The 14,505-nt window shown below is 68.7% G+C and carries 10 protein-coding genes; 1 reads left to right on the forward strand and 9 read right to left on the reverse strand.

Annotation, left to right across the window (positions count from 1 at the left end; translation table 11 throughout):
- Window positions 1-9: 9 nt before the first annotated feature.
- From mlaE to AC1M14_RS00875, 5 genes are all read right to left on the reverse strand, one after another.
- Window positions 10-798, reverse strand: coding sequence for a lipid asymmetry maintenance ABC transporter permease subunit MlaE (mlaE, locus tag AC1M14_RS00855; RefSeq protein ID WP_479730775.1), 789 nt, complete (start codon window positions 796-798; stop codon window positions 10-12).
- Entirely contained in the window at window positions 795-1,631 is an 837-nt protein-coding gene (locus tag AC1M14_RS00860; protein ID WP_102773040.1) for an ABC transporter ATP-binding protein, read from the reverse strand. The genes mlaE and AC1M14_RS00860 overlap by 4 nt, the downstream gene beginning before the upstream one ends.
- Window positions 1,632-1,876: 245 nt before the next feature.
- Entirely contained in the window at window positions 1,877-2,938 is a 1,062-nt protein-coding gene (locus AC1M14_RS00865) for an NAD(P)H-dependent flavin oxidoreductase (protein WP_479730776.1), read from the reverse strand.
- A gap of 18 nt (window positions 2,939-2,956) precedes the next feature.
- Entirely contained in the window at window positions 2,957-3,934 is a 978-nt protein-coding gene (locus tag AC1M14_RS00870) for a Bug family tripartite tricarboxylate transporter substrate binding protein (protein WP_479730777.1), read from the reverse strand.
- A complete protein-coding gene (locus tag AC1M14_RS00875) occupies window positions 3,931-5,175 on the reverse strand; it encodes a YbfB/YjiJ family MFS transporter (RefSeq protein ID WP_479730778.1) in 1,245 nt (414 codons plus the stop codon). Before AC1M14_RS00875 ends, AC1M14_RS00870 begins: the two co-directional genes overlap by 4 nt.
- 65 nt (window positions 5,176-5,240) lie before the next feature.
- On the opposite strand from AC1M14_RS00875, the gene AC1M14_RS00880 reads away from it, so the two are divergent.
- Entirely contained in the window at window positions 5,241-6,119 is an 879-nt protein-coding gene (locus tag AC1M14_RS00880) for a LysR family transcriptional regulator (protein ID WP_111826192.1), read from the forward strand.
- Here AC1M14_RS00880 and AC1M14_RS00885 read toward each other — a convergent pair.
- The 4 genes from AC1M14_RS00885 to AC1M14_RS00900 form a co-directional block, all read right to left on the reverse strand.
- Window positions 6,107-6,745 (reverse strand): OmpW/AlkL family protein, encoded by a 639-nt coding sequence (locus tag AC1M14_RS00885; protein ID WP_479730779.1) that lies wholly within the window; start codon window positions 6,743-6,745, stop codon window positions 6,107-6,109. The genes AC1M14_RS00880 and AC1M14_RS00885 overlap by 13 nt on opposite strands.
- A gap of 190 nt (window positions 6,746-6,935) precedes the next feature.
- Window positions 6,936-8,402: a glutamate synthase subunit beta gene (locus tag AC1M14_RS00890; protein WP_102773053.1), complete on the reverse strand. Its 1,467-nt coding sequence runs from the start codon at window positions 8,400-8,402 to the stop codon at window positions 6,936-6,938.
- An 8-nt stretch (window positions 8,403-8,410) separates the two neighbouring features.
- Window positions 8,411-13,150: a glutamate synthase-related protein gene (locus AC1M14_RS00895; RefSeq protein WP_479730780.1), complete on the reverse strand. Its 4,740-nt coding sequence runs from the start codon at window positions 13,148-13,150 to the stop codon at window positions 8,411-8,413.
- 383 nt (window positions 13,151-13,533) lie between these two features.
- Entirely contained in the window at window positions 13,534-14,277 is a 744-nt protein-coding gene (locus AC1M14_RS00900; RefSeq protein ID WP_111826189.1) for a hypothetical protein, read from the reverse strand.
- Between the last annotated feature and the right edge of the window lie 228 nt (window positions 14,278-14,505).

A 14,505-nucleotide genomic window follows, 5' to 3' on the forward strand; every position in this document is an offset into this window, starting at 1 on the left:
CGATCCGTTTCAATTTCCAAACATCAAGGCGGTGAGCAGGAAGTCCAGTCCCAGTACCGCCAGCGAGCCCACCACCACGGTGCGCGTGGTGGCGCGGGCGACGCCCTCGGGAGTCGGCTTGGCCTGCCAGCCTTCGTAAAGCGCGACCAGCGTGACCGCGACGCCGAACACCAGGCTCTTGATGACGCCGTTGGCCACGTCCTTCAGGACGTCCACGCCGTTTTGCATCTGCGACCAGAAGGCGCCGGCGTCCACGCCGATCAGGACCACGCCCACCACCCAGCCGCCCAGGATGCCCACCATGGAGAACACCGCGGCCAGGATGGGCATGGCGATGACGCCGCCCCACAGGCGCGGCACCAGCACCCGGCGTATCGGGTCCACCGCCATGACTTCCATGGCCGCGAGCTGCTCGCCGGCCTTCATGAGGCCGATTTCCGCGGTCAGCGAGGTGCCGGCGCGGCCGGCGAACAGCAGCGCGGTGACGACCGGGCCCAGTTCGCGCACCAGCGACAGCGCCACCAGCAGGCCGAGCGCTTCTTCGGAACCGTACCGGTTCAGCGTGTAATAGCCCTGCAGCCCCAGCACGAAGCCCACGAACATGCCGGACACGGCGATGATGAGCAGCGAATAATTGCCGATGAAATGAACCTGCTGCGACACCAGGCGGGGGCGCGACAGGGCGATGCCGCTGCGCGCCAGCAAGCCATTGACGAAGCGGGTGAAGTAGCCGATGCCGGTCACCTGGGCGTGCACCCAGCCGCCCAGCGCGCCGATGGGATTGCGCGATCCGCTCATGCCTTGCGCCTCTGTTGTTGCGAAAGCCACTTCTGGAAAGCCGGCGTTTCGGGGTACTGGAAAGCGACCGGGCCGTCGGGCTCTCCCTTGAGGAATTGCTGCACGTAGGGGTCCTGCGAGGCCGCCAGCGTCTGCGGGGTGCCGGCGGCGGCCAGCCGGCCCTGGCCCACCAGGTAGACCTGGTCGGCGATGGCGAAGGATTCCTGCACGTCGTGCGTGATCAGCACGGAAGCGCAGCCGAGCCGGTCGGCCAGGTTGCGGATCAGGCGGGCGGTGATGCCCATCGAGATCGGGTCCAGGCCGGCGAACGGTTCGTCGTACAGAATCAGTTCGGGTTCCAACACCACGGCGCGCGCCAGCGCCACGCGCCGCGCCATGCCGCCGGAGATTTCGGAAACCTTGAGGTGCGCGGCGGCGCGCAGGCCCACCGCGTCGAGCTTGTCCAGCACGCGTTCGGTGACTTCCGCCTCGGCCAGCCGGGTGTGTTCGCGCAGCGGGAAGGCGACGTTCTCGAAGACGTTCAGGTCGGTGAAAAGCGCGCCCTGCTGGAACAGCACGCCCATGCGGGTGCGCAGCGACTGCAGTTCGGCGCGGCTGACGCCGGCCATGTCCTGGCCGAAGGCCAGCACGCGGCCGCGCTGCGCGGTGAGCTGGCCGGTGGCCGCGCGCAGCAGCGTGGTCTTGCCCGAGCCCGAGCCGCCCATGATGGCGACCACCTGGCCGGCGCGCACGTCCATGGAAATGTCGCGCAGCACGGTGAAGTCGCCATAGCCGAGCGCCACGCCTTCCAGGCGCAGGGCGAATTCCGGGGTGCTGCTGGTTTGAGCGGGCATGGGCAACGAAAGCGTATTTCGGCGGCGGAGCTTGCCCTGCTGTCTGTTCGACACGTCTGGCGAAGCATGGGGCCGGCGCGGACAAGACAGGCGGCGTCGGGAAGCGCCCTGTTACTCAGATACCGGGAGACAAAGCGAGGCCCTGGCTCCCGACGGCGAGGCGCCATTGTAGCCCGACGCATAGCAATCACAACGCGACAGGCTGTTCGTGGAACAGTGTTTTCGACTCGGGGAACAATCCCTGCCTAGCGCCGCGCCTGGGCGGCCGCCGTCTCCCGGGACAGGCGGGCGATCAGGTCCGCCGTGCTTTCGCGGCGGGCCAGCGGCGCGCCCTGGCCGGCCCACAGGGACAGCACGTCGAGGTTGCCCGCCTTGCCGCCGGCCGTGCGCATGGGCCGGGTCAGCGCGTTCTGCAGCGGATACGGCAGGATGTCGGCGGCGATGGCCTCGGCGTCGCGCATGAAGGCGTTCTCGATGCCGCGCGCCGGCCGCCCGGAAAACGCCCGGGTCACGCGCGACTGTTCCGAGCGCGACACCGGCAGGGCCGCCTTGTAGGCCTCGCCGATGCCGGATTCCTCGGTGGTCAGGAAGGCCGTCCCCATTTGCGCTAGGTCGGCGCCCAGCGCCAGCGCGGCGGCGATGCCGCGTCCGTCCATGATGCCGCCGGAGGCGATCACCGGCACCGAGACGGCGTCGGCCACCTGCGGCACCAGCGCCATGGTGCCGATCAGCGATTCCTCGAAGCCGCCCAGGAAGGTGCCGCGATGGCCGCCGGCCTCGGCGCCCTGGGCCACCACGGCGTCCACGCCGTCCTGCTCCAGCGCCACCGCTTCGGCCACCGTGGTCGCGGTGCCGACGGTCAGGATGCCGAGCTCGCGGCAGCGCGCCAGCGCCGCCGCCGGCATGCGGCCGAAGGTGAAGCTGAAGACCGCCGGGCGGGCCCGCAGCACCGCCTGGATCTGTTCGGCCAGCGGATCGGGCTGGGGATCGGGCGCGGCCGGCGCGTCCAGGCCCAGCTGCTGGTGGTAGCGCGCCATCAGCGCCAGCATGCGGGCGGCGTCGCCGCGCATGGGCTGCTCGGGCACCGAGGCGAACAGGTTGATGGCGAACGGCCGCGGCGTGCGGGCGCGGATCGCCTGCGCCGCGGCCTCGATCTGGGCCGGCGTCATGTAGGCCGCTCCGAGCGAACCCAGGGCTCCCGCCGCCGATGCCGCGGACACCAGCTCCACCGTGGTGGCGCCGCCGGCCATGGGGGCCTGGACGATGGGGTGGAGCAGCTTGAGCAGATCAATCAGTCGGGATGCCATGGGGGGACTCCTGGAAGGTTATTGAAGCTGGATGTTTCCGGCCTTGATGACTTTCGCCCACTTCTCGGTTTCGCTCTTGATGAAGGCGCCGAATTCCTCGGGCGTGCCGCCGCCGGCCTGGCTGCCGGTGTCGGCGATGGCCTTCTGCACCTCGGCGTCCTTCAGGATGCGGTTGAACTCGGCGTTGAGCCTGGCGATGATGGGCGCCGGGGTGCCGGCCGGGGCGACGATGCCCTGCCAGTTGTACGACTCGAAGCCGGGCAGGCCCGATTCGGCCATGGTGGGCACGTCGGGCAGCACGGCCAGGCGCTTGGCCGAGGTCACGGCGATCGGGTGGATCTTCTTGCCCTGGATGGCCGGCAGCGCCGAATAGCCCATTTCGAACATCATCGAGATATGCCCGCCCATGAGGTCGGTGGCGGCCAGGCTGCCGCCCTTGTAGGGCACGTGGATGATGTCGATGCCGGCCTGCTCGCGGAACATCTCGCCGGACAGGTGGTGGGCGCCGCCCACGCCGGACGAGCCGAAGGTCAGCTTGCCGGGCTCTTTCTTGGCCAGCGCGATCAGGTCGGCCAGCGTCTTGACCGGCAGGTCGTTGTTCACGCTCAGCACCAGCGGGCTGTTTTCGATCAGGACGATGGGCGCCAGGTCCTTTTGCGGATCGTAGGGCATGTCCTTCATCAGGGTCGGGTTGACGGCCATGGGCGCCAGGTTGCCGGTGCCGATGGTGTAGCCGTCCGCGGCGGCGCGCGCGATCAGGTTGGTGCCGACCACGCCGCCCGCGCCCGCCTTGTTCTCGACCACGACGGGCTGGCCCAGCGAGTCGCCGAGCTTGCGCGCCAGCAGGCGCACGCGGGTGTCGGCGAAGCCGCCCGGCGCGTAGGGCACGATCATGGTGATGGGTTTGCTCGGCCAGTCGGCCGGCTGGGCCTGGGCGGCGCTGCCCAGGGCGGCGACGGCGGCGATGGCGGCGATAAGGGGACGCAACGGTTTCATGCTGGGAACTCCTCTTTATGCTTTCTTGTGGAACAGCCCTGCGGGCCGACCGCATTATGCCCAGCACTTCCGTCGTCTGTCGTGATTTTTCCCAGGCGCCAGGCCGACAGGCCCAGCAGCGCCGCGCTGCCGCCCAGCACTTGCGGCAGGCCCGCGCCCCAGTGCGCGGCCGCCGCGGCCAGCAGCGGACCCAGTATCTGGCCGGCGGCGAAGGCGGCGGTCATGAGGGCCGCCGCGCGCGGGGCGGCCGCGCCGGCGCCACGCCGCGCGGCCAGCATGCCGGCCTGCGTGATGACCATGAAGGTGCCGCCCACCAGCAGCGCGGCCAGGATCACGGCGGCGATGTGCTGCCACAGCGCCGCGGCCAGCATGCCCAGGGCCATCAGCGCCTGCGCGGCGCGCCAGACCTGCCTGTGGTCGCGCCCACGCCCCATCCGCGGGACCAGCAGGCAGGAGGCCGCCGCGGCCAGCCCGAACAGCGGCCAGGCCCAGCCGAAGACGGCCGGGTCCGCAATGGCCTGCTTGGCCATCACGGGCAGGAAGGTGGCGGGGATGATGTAGCCCACGCCGAACACGCCGTAATGCAGGGCCAGCCCCGGTATGCCGGCAGGCAGCGCGGCGTCCGCGGCGGCGGGCGTGGGCGCCACGGGCGCGGCGCGGCGGCGCATGCCGGACCAGGCCGCCGCCGACAGCGCCAGCGCCAGGGCGCCCAGGGCGATCCACAGCATGTCCGCGTCCGCGCCGAGCGCGGTCAGGGCCAGGCAGGCCAGGCCGGTGAGCGCGATGCCCGCGCCCACGCCGGCATAGGCCACGGCCGAAGCGCCCGCCTCGCGCGGGTCGCCGGCCGGCACGGGCCGCCAGGCCGCCACGCAGATGAAGGCGCTGGCGCTGGCGTAGCCCGCGGCCAGCCGCAGCGCGCACCAGGCCGCCATTCCGGGCCACAGGGGCATGGCCAGGGTCAGCGCCGCCACGGCCAGCAGGCTGGCGGCCAGCATGCCGCGCAGGCGCCGCGGCGGCCAGGCGACGGCGGCCAGGGCGCCCAGCAGGTAGCCGGCGTAATTGGCCGAGGCCAGCCAGCTGCCCTGCGCCAGCGACAGCCCGGCTTCCTGCGCCATGGCGGGCCAGACCGGCGTGAAGGCGAACCGGCCGATGCCCATGGCGGCGGCCAGGGCCAGCGCCGCGGGCCAGGCCAGCGCGGCGGCGCCGCGGGGCGGCGGGAGGGGCGAAGCAGGCGTTGACATGCCCCCTACTCTAAGGCTGTACTAATATCTTTAATAGTGAATTATTCAGAACACGAGTTCTTGAAATGAGAAACTTGGACCTCGACGCGCTGCAGATATTCAAGGCGGTGGCCGACCAGGGCGGCGTGGCGCGCGCCGCCGCGCACCTGAACCGCGTGCAGTCCAATGTGTCGACCCGCCTCAAGCAACTCGAAGCCGAGCTGCAGACGCCGCTCTTTCGGCGCCAGAACCGCCGCCTGGTGCTGTCGGACCAGGGCCGCGTGCTGCTGTCCTACGCCGACCGCCTGCTGCGCCTGTCGGACGAGGCCCAGGCCGCGGTGCGCGAGGGCGCGCCGCGCGGCGTGCTGCGCATCGGCACCATGGAAAGCACCGCGGCAGCGCGCCTGCCGCCCATTCTGGCGGCCTATCACGCGGCCTGGCCGCAGGTGCGCATCGAGCTGGTGACGGGCACTTCGGCGGCGCTGGCCGAGCAGGTGCGCGGCTACGCCATCGAAGCCGCTTTCGTGGCCCGGCCGTTTCCGGCGCAGGGGCTGGCGGCGATGGACGCGTTTCGCGAAGAGCTGGCGCTGATCTCGCCCGCGGCCTGGGGGCCGGTCGGGCGGGCGCAGGAATTGAGCGGGCGCAGCGTCATCGCGTTCGCGGCGGGGTGTTCGTACCGCCGCATCCTGGAGTCATGGCTGAACCAGGAAGGCGTGACGCCGGCCAACGTGATGGAGTTCGCGTCGTATCACGCCATCGTGGCCTGCGTGGCGGCCGGATCGGGCGTGGCCATCGTGCCGCGTTCGGTGCTGGAGGTGCTGGGGCCGGCGCATTCGGTGCGCATCGGCGCCCTGCCCGGCTCCCATGCGCGCGCCCTGACCCAGCTGGTCTGGCGCGCCGACGACGACACGCCGGCGCTGCAGGCGTTGCGCCAGGCCTTGCAACAGGCCGCTCAGAAGCGGTAGCCCACGCCCACCGTGGCGACCCACGGGTTGATGCGGGCGGTGCCGATGTGCTGGCCGTCCAGCTTCACCTTGGACGAGATGTCGATATAGCGGATGTCCGCGTTCATGAACCAGCGGTCATTGATCTTGATGTCCGCGCCGAGCTGCGCGGCCACGCCCCACGAATCCTTCAGCTTCAGGTCCGAGCCGCTCAGCGCGCCCGTGGTCTGGGTGTCGAAGAAGGTGGTGTAGTTGATGCCGACGCCGATGTAGGGCTGGATCATGCTGTCGGGCAGGATGTGCCATTGCAGGCTCAGCGTGGGCGGCAGGTGCTTGGTGGTGCCGATCTTGCCCAGGCCGCTGCCGCGGATGTCGTGCTGGAAGGGCCAGGCGCCGAGCAGTTCGATGCCGATGTTGCGCGTGGCCATGTAGGTGAGCGTGAAGCTGGGGCGGACGTTGTTGTTGACGTCGAGCTTGACGCTGCCGTCGAGCACGCTGCCGTTGTTGGAGGCCGGCATGACGCTGGTGGCGCCAACCTTGACCAGCACGTCCCCGGCCTCGTGCGCATGCGCGGGGGCGGCGAGCGAGGCGGCGGCGATCAGGCCGGCGATGGCGGTGGCGCGGACGTGGCTGTGCAGCGAAAACATTTTCCTCTCCGATCTTTTCTGGGGTTGAGCAGATAGGTTCTCAAACCTGCTCCGGACCCCGGTTGACGCGTGTCAAACCGTGAAAAGACCGCAAGGAAAAAGTGGTTATGTTGCAACAAGTCGTAGCACGACCCATGAAAAACGCCGCCGCGCGCTTTCGCGCCGGCGGCGTCGCATGCTGCGCCCAGGCTCAGCGCGGCAGCTCGCTCGACCCCATCAGGTAGGCGTCCACGGCGCGCGCGCACTGGCGGCCTTCGCGGATGGCCCAGACCACCAGCGACTGGCCGCGGCGCATGTCGCCGGCGGCGAAGACCTTTTCCACGTTGGTGCGGTAGTCGTCGGTGTTGGCGCGCACGTTGCCGCGCGCGTCGCGGTCCACGCCGAAGGCGTCGAGCACGGTCTGCACCGGCGACACGAAGCCCATGGCCAGCAGCACCAGGTCGGCCTTGATCTCGAACTCCGAGCCTTCGACTTCGCGCATCTTCATCTGGCCGGTGGCTTCGTCCTTGAACCATTCGACGCGCGCGCCGACCAGTTTCTCGACGCGGCCGTTGCTGCCCTTGAGCAGCTTGGTGGTCACCGACCAGTCGCGCTCGCAGCCTTCCTCGTGCGAGGACGAGGTGCGCAGCTTGAGCGGCCAGTAGGGCCAGGTCATGGCCTTGTTTTCCGACTCGGGCGGCTGGGGCATCAGCTCGAATTGCGTGACCGAGGCCGCGCCGTGGCGGTTGCTGGTGCCGACGCAGTCCGAACCCGTGTCGCCGCCGCCGATCACCACCACGTGCTTGCCCTTGGCCAGCGTCTGGTTGGCCAGGCGGTCGCCGGCCACGGCCTTGTTCTGCTGGCGCAGGAAGTCCATGGCGAAGTACACGCCGGACAGCTCGCGGCCCGGCACCGGCAGGTCGCGCGGGGTTTCCGAGCCGCCGCTCATCACCACGGCGTCGAACTCGGCCAGCAGCGATTCAGGCGTGCGCACCGTGAGGCCGTCGGCCACCGGGTCGCTGGGGTTGCCGATATAGGTCGAGGGCGCGAACTCCACGCCTTCGGCCTCCATCTGCGAGATGCGGCGGTCGATCTGGTGCTTTTCCAGCTTGAAGTCGGGGATGCCGTAGCGCAGCAGCCCGCCGATGCGGTCGCTCTTTTCGAACAGGGTCACGGAATGGCCGGCGCGCGCCAGCTGCTGCGAGCACGCCATGCCCGCCGGGCCGGAGCCCACCACCGCGACCTTTTTGCCAGTCTTGCGCGCCGGCACCTGCGGCGTGACCCAGCCTTCGGCCCAGCCCTTGTCGATGATGGCGTGCTCGATGGACTTGATGCCCACGGCCTCGCTGTTGATGTTCAAGGTACAGGCGGCTTCGCACGGCGCCGGGCAGATGCGGCCGGTGAACTCCGGGAAGTTGTTGGTGGAGTGCAGCACGTCCAGCGCGCGCTTCCAGTCCTGGCGGTACACCAGGTCGTTCCAGTCCGGGATGATGTTGTTGACCGGGCAGCCGTTGTTGCAGAACGGAATGCCGCAGTCCATGCAGCGCGCCGCCTGCTGCTTGGCCTGCTCGTCGGTCAGGTGCAGCACGAACTCGCGCCAGTTCTTCAGGCGCTTCTGCGGGGCCTCGGAGGCCTCCTGCAGGCGCTGGTATTCCATGAATCCGGTGATCTTTCCCATGATTTCCCTCACGCAGCCAGTTGTTGCGGGTTGGCTGCACGCCACATTTCACCCAATGCGCGGCGGTAGTCCGTCGGCATGACCTTTACGAATTTGCCGCGCGAGGCTTCCCAGTCGCCCAGGATTTCGCGGGCGCGGAAGCTGCCGGTGTAGCGGAAGTGGTCTTCCACCAGGCGGCGCAGGATGGTTTCGTCCGTCTCGCGTTCGCCGCCGCGCTGGGCGCTGTGCCAGGTGTCCATGTTGTCCTGCGCGGCCTGTTCGGCGTGCGGGACCACGGGTTCCAGTTCGACCATGGACAGGTTGGCGCGGTGCTTGAGCGTGCGCTCCGGGTCCCACACATAGGCCACGCCGCCGGACATGCCGGCCGCGAAGTTGCGGCCGGTGGCGCCCAGCACCACGACGGTGCCGCCGGTCATGTATTCGCAGCCGTGGTCGCCGGTGCCTTCCACGACGGTGGCCGCGCCCGAGTTGCGCACCGCGAAGCGTTCGCCGGCCACGCCGTTGAAGAACGCCTCGCCCGCCAGCGCGCCGTACAGCACGGTGTTGCCGGCGATGATGTGATCCGGGCCGAAGCCGCGGAAATCGTTGGGCGAGCGCACGATGATGCGGCCGCCCGACAGGCCCTTGCCGACGTAGTCGTTGCCTTCGCCCACCAGGTCCATGGTGATGCCATGGGCCAGGAAGGCGCCGAAGCTCTGGCCGGCGGTGCCATTGCACTGGATGTGGATGGTGTCGTCCGGCAGGCCCTCGTGGCCGTAGCGCGCGGCCACCGCGCCCGACAGCATGGCGCCGATGGTGCGGTTGCGGTTGCGCACCGGCACGATGAACGAGACCTTCTCGCCGCGCTCCAGCGCCGGCTTGCTGCGCTCGATCAGCTGGTGGTCCAGCGCGCCGGCCAGGCCGTGGTCCTGCTCTTCGGTCTGGCGCACTTCGGCGTCGGACAGGGTCTGGTGGAACACGCGGGTGAAGTCCAGGCCCTGGGCCTTCCAGTGCTCCACGCCCGAACGCATGTCGAGCAGGTCGGCGCGGCCGATCAGGTCGTCGAACTTGCGGATGCCCAGCTGGGCCATGATTTCGCGCACTTCCTCGGCGATGAAGAAGAAGAAGTTGACGACGTGCTCCGGCTTGCCCTGGAATTTCTTGCGCAGCACCGGGTCCTGCGTGGCCACGCCCACCGGGCAGGTGTTCAGGTGGCACTTGCGCATCATGATGCAGCCTTCGACGACCAGCGGCGCGGTGGCGAAGCCGAATTCGTCGGCGCCCAGCAGCGCGCCGATGACCACGTCGCGGCCGGTCTTCATCTGGCCGTCGGCCTGCACGCGGATGCGGCTGCGCAGGCGGTTGAGCACCAGCGTCTGCTGCGTCTCGGCCAGGCCCAGCTCCCAGGGCGTGCCGACGTGCTTGATGGACGACACCGGCGAGGCGCCCGTGCCGCCGTCATGGCCGGCGATCACGACGTGGTCGGCCTTGGCCTTGGCCACGCCCGCGGCCACTGTGCCCACGCCCACTTCGGACACCAGCTTGACCGAGATCGAGGCCTTGGAATTGACGTTCTTCAGGTCGTGGATCAGCTGGGCCAGGTCTTCGATGGAATAGATGTCGTGGTGCGGCGGGGGCGAGATCAGGCCCACGCCCGGCACCGAATAGCGCAGCTTGGCGATGTATTCCGACACCTTGTGGCCGGGCAGCTGGCCGCCCTCGCCGGGCTTGGCGCCCTGGGCCATCTTGATCTGGATCTGGTCGGCCGAGGACAGGTATTCGGCGGTCACGCCGAAACGGCCCGAGGCCACCTGCTTGATCTTCGAGCGCAGCGAGTCGCCCTTCTTCAGCGCGACGTCGGCTTCGATGCGCTCGGAGCCCAGCACCGAGGCCAGCGTGTCGCCGTCCTTGATGAGGCTCTTGCCTTCGCGCATCTCGGCGCGGTAGCGCAGTTCGTCCTCGCCGCCTTCGCCGGTGTTGGACTTGCCGCCGATGCGGTTCATGGCCACGGCCAGCACCGAGTGCGCCTCGGTCGAGATCGAGCCCAGCGACATGGCGCCGGTGGCGAAGCGCTTGACGATCTCCTTGGCCGGCTCGACGTCGTCCAGCGGGATGGCGCGCGACGGATCGAAGCGGAACTCGAACAGGCCGCGCAGCGTCATGTGGCGGCGGCTCTGGTCGTTGATGATCTGCGCGTACTCCTTGTACGTGCGGTAGTTGTTGGCGCGCGAGGCGTGCTGCAGCTTGGCGATGGAGTCCGGCGTCCACATGTGCTCTTCGCCGCGCACGCGATAGGCGTATTCGCCGCCCGCGTCCAGGTCGTTGGCCAGGACCGGATCGGTGCCGAAGGCGGCGCGGTGCTGGCGCAGCGCTTCCTCGGCGACCTGGAAGATGCCGATGCCTTCGATATTGGAGGCGGTGCCGGTGAAGTACTTGTTCACCAGGGCGCTTTGCAGGCCCACGGCTTCGAAGATCTGCGCGCCGGTGTAGGACATATAGGTGGAAATGCCCATCTTGGACATGACCTTGTTCAGGCCCTTGCCGATCGCCTTGATGTAGTTCTTGACCGCCTTTTCGGGGTCATTCATCTTGCCCAGCGATTCCAGCGCCAGGTAGGGGTGGATGGCTTCGGCGCCATAGCCGCCCAGCAGCGCGAAATGGTGCACCTCGCGCGCCGAGCCGGTCTCCACGACCAGGCCGGTGTTGGTGCGCAGGCCGGCGCGGATCAGGTGCTGGTGCACCGCCGAGGTGGCCAGCAGCGCGGGGATGGCCACGCGTTCGCTGTCGACCAGGCGGTCGGACACGATCAGGATGTTGTAGCCGCTGCGCACCGCGTCCACGGCGCGCGCGCACAGCGCGGCCACGCGGGCTTCGATGCCCTCGGGACCCCAGGCGGCCGGATAGGTGATGTCCAGCTCGAAGCTGCGGAACTTCTTGCCCGTCACCTGCTCGATGTCGCGGATCTGCGCCATGGCGGCGAAGTCCAGCACCGGCTGCGACACTTCCAGGCGCAGCGGCGGGTTGACGTTGTTGATGTCCAGCAGGTTGGGCTTGGGGCCGATGAACGATACCAGCGACATCACCAGCTGCTCGCGGATCGGGTCGATCGGCGGGTTGGTGACCTGCGCGAACAGCTGGCGGAAATAGTTGTAGAACGGCTTGGCGCGGTCCGACAGCACGGCCAGCGGGGCGTCGTTGCCCATCGAGCCGATCACTTCCTCGCCGCTGGCGGCCATGGGCTCGAGGATGAACTTGTAGTCTTCCTGGGTCCAGCCGAAAGCCTGCTGGCGGTCCAGCAGCGAGACCGGCGATTGCGTGGCCGTGGCGGCCTGGCGCGGCGCCGGCAGCGATTCCAGCTTGATCTGCAGGCGCTCGATCCACTGGCGGTAGGGGCGGCTGTTGGACAGCTGCAGCTTGATCTCGGCGTCGTCGATGATGCGGCCCTGCTCCAGGTCGATCAGGAACATCTTGCCCGGCTGCAGGCGCCACTTCTTGACGATGCGGTTCTCGGGGATGGACAGCGTGCCGGCCTCGGAGGCCAGGATCACCATGTCGTCGTCGGTGACCAGGTAGCGCGCCGGGCGCAGGCCGTTGCGGTCCAGCGTGGCGCCGATCTGGCGGCCGTCGGTGAACGCGACCGCGGCCGGGCCGTCCCACGGCTCCATCATGGCGGCGTGGTACTCGTAGAAAGCGCGGCGGCTTTCGTCCATCTGCGTGTGCTGCTCCCAGGCTTCCGGGATCATCATCATCATGGCGTGGGCCAGCGAGTAGCCCGAGTTCACCAGCAGTTCCAGGCAGTTGTCGAAGGTCGCGGTGTCGGACTGGCCTTCGTAGACGATGGGGTACAGCTTCTTCAGGTCGTCGCCCAGCACGGCCGACTGCATCATGCCTTCGCGCGCGCGCAGCCAGTTGAAGTTGCCCTTGACCGTGTTGATTTCGCCGTTGTGGGCGATCATGCGGTACGGGTGGGCCAGCGGCCAGGCCGGGAAGGTGTTGGTGGAGAAGCGCTGGTGCACCAGGGCCAGGGCCGAGACGGTGCGGGTGTCGGCCAGGTCGCGGTAGTAGCGGCCGACTTGGTCGGCCAGCAGCAGGCCCTTGTAGACCACGGTGCGCACCGAGGCCGAGGGCACGAAGTATTCCTTGCCATGCGCCAGATGCATGTTCTGGATGGCGTGGCTGGCGGTCTTGCGGATCACGTACAGCTTGCGTTCCAGCGCGTCCGGCACCATCACGTCGGCGCCGCGGCCGATGAACAGCTGGCGGATCACCGGCTCGCAGGCGCGCACGGCGGGCGACATGGGCATGTCCACGTCCACCGGCACATTGCGCCAGCCCAGCACGACCTGGCCCTCGGCGCGCACCGAACGCTCCAGCTCTTGCTCGCAGGCCAGGCGCGAGGCGGTTTCCTTGGGCAGGAACACCATGGCCACGCCGTATTCGCCGGGCGGCGGCAGGACGATGCCCTGCTGGCTCAGCTCGTCGCGGTACAGCGCGTCGGGGATCTGGATCAGGATGCCGGCGCCGTCGCCCATCAGCTTGTCCGCGCCCACCGCGCCGCGATGGTCCAGGTTCTCCAGGATCTTCAGGCCCTGCTGGATGATGGCGTGGCTTTTCTTGCCCTTGATGTGGGCGACGAAACCGACGCCGCAGGCGTCATGTTCGTTCTTGGGGTGGTACAGGCCCTGGGCGGGAGGCAGACCGATGCGGCTCGCATCGATGGGGGTCGCCTTGGGCGGGAGACAGGATTCGATCTGGGTGTTTTGGGGCATGGCGCGCTCCGCAGTAGGCCTGCGTCGTGATGTTGCAGTGCAGGAGACGGACAATACCCCTGACAGGAGCAGGGTGCAATAGGAATAAACAGGGTATGTCCCTAATTATATTTATGGTCGCTCATGGGATGATTATTTGGTGACGTATCTAGATCGTTGTCTGGCGCGGGTTTCCAGACAGGGGTGCAGACGGAGAAGCGATGCTTGACCGGGATTCGGCCGTTTTTTTGGTTATACGTCCCCGATAATTTTGGATGTCGAGGCCGCTCGTATCCGCAATCCGGTGTTGCGCAATCGCAATGGCGAGCGCCGCGACGCGCCCAGGGCGCGTCATGCATGCATGCAGGAAAACGGGGAAAGGAATCCGCCCGGGACGGGGCGGATCAGGAATTGGACGTGGAAGAGGAAGGTTCGGCGTCGGCCGGCGCGGCTGCGGCCGGCTTCTTGCGCGGGCGTCCGCGCTGGCCCGGGGCCACGCGCCGGCTGGCGGTGTGGGCCAGGCTGGCGATGAAGGCGGGGCCGCCCAGCGCCCACTGGCCGGAAACCGCCTGGTCGATGCGCTGGCTTTCCTCGCGCGACAGGCCGTCCTGCAGGCGCTTGCGGTAATTGGCCTGGCGGTCGAAAGGCGTATTGCCGCAGGCCCAGTAATCGGCGTGGTCCGACTGCCATTGGGCGGGGGCGGCCGTGGTGTTGCCGGTGTGGCTGGAGGCCGAGGACCAGGGCCAGGAGTCCGGGTCCTGCGAGGCGCCGCTGCGCACGGGATAGGTTTCCAGCCAGACCAGGGCCGGCAGCACCCAGGCGCCCGGCTCCAGCAGGGCCGAGCGGTAGCGGCCGGCGAATACGCGCCCGCCGCGCAGCCGCGCCGCCAGGTTGCGGCCCAGCGTCTGCATCAGCCGCGGCAGGCCTTCTTCGTCGGCCGGCGTGGCCAGCAGCAGGATGCGGTCGTTGGCGAGCAGCCAGCCATGAACCGAGACCCGATGGCGCTGGGCGGATTCGCCCAGCCACGTGGCCAGCTGGTTCAGGATGTCGGCCGGCGCGGGTTGAGACGGCGCCGCCAGCGGCTGGATGAAATTGGCCTGCACCAATTGGGGCAGCCCAGGGGCGTACAGACGGGGCAGACGGGCCATAGTGTCAGGACTTGCGTATCCGGAAGAACGGGTTGTCTTCTCTCACGGTATATAAATAGTGCCACGGTAGGCGGCGGTCAAGTCCCGTGATCGCGATATGGGCAAGGATCCGTCATTTTTTTCGTCGTCCGTACCCGAATACGTGCAGGTTAACATTCGGCGACGGAACGTCGTACCGTGGATATACCCTAACCCGCGGGCGTTTTTTCATCCCCTACGACTGGAGCA

The sequence above is a fragment of the Achromobacter sp. SX5 genome (assembly GCF_056711425.1).